This window comes from Bacillus sp. BC05(2025), assembly GCF_056725905.1.
The window spans coordinates 1-369 of sequence record NZ_JBWYRA010000043.1 but is presented as its reverse complement, the minus strand read 5'-3'; the positions used below and the strand labels follow the sequence as shown (position 1 = coordinate 369).

The 369-nt window shown below is 51.2% G+C and carries 4 tRNA genes; all 4 read right to left on the bottom strand.

Annotation, left to right across the window (positions count from 1 at the left end):
• Positions 1-22 precede the first annotated feature (22 nt).
• A tRNA-Val gene (locus ACZ76X_RS29090) sits at positions 23-98 on the bottom strand.
• 4 nt (positions 99-102) lie between these two features.
• Positions 103-177, bottom strand: a tRNA-Glu gene (locus ACZ76X_RS29085).
• Between the two features lie 17 nt (positions 178-194).
• Positions 195-286, bottom strand: a tRNA-Ser gene (locus ACZ76X_RS29080).
• A gap of 2 nt (positions 287-288) precedes the next feature.
• Positions 289-363 (bottom strand) — tRNA-Asn (locus tag ACZ76X_RS29075).
• Positions 364-369: the final 6 nt, after the last annotated feature.

Genomic DNA, 369 nt, shown 5'->3' with positions numbered 1-369 from the left:
AATACTATTCATATAATTTATATGGTGGAGGATGACGGGATCGAACCGCCGACCCCCTGCTTGTAAGGCAGGTGCTCTCCCAGCTGAGCTAATCCTCCAAAGTGGTGACCCGTACGGGATTCGAACCCGTGTTACCGCCGTGAAAGGGCGGTGTCTTAACCACTTGACCAACGGGCCAAATATTATAAATCCTATGGCGGAGAGCAAGGGATTCGAACCCTTGATACGCTTATGACGTATACACGATTTCCAATCGTGCTCCTTCGGCCAACTCGGACAGCTCTCCAATGGCTCCGCAGGTAGGAATCGAACCTACGACCGATCGGTTAACAGCCGATAGCTCTACCGCTGAGCTACTGCGGAATAATA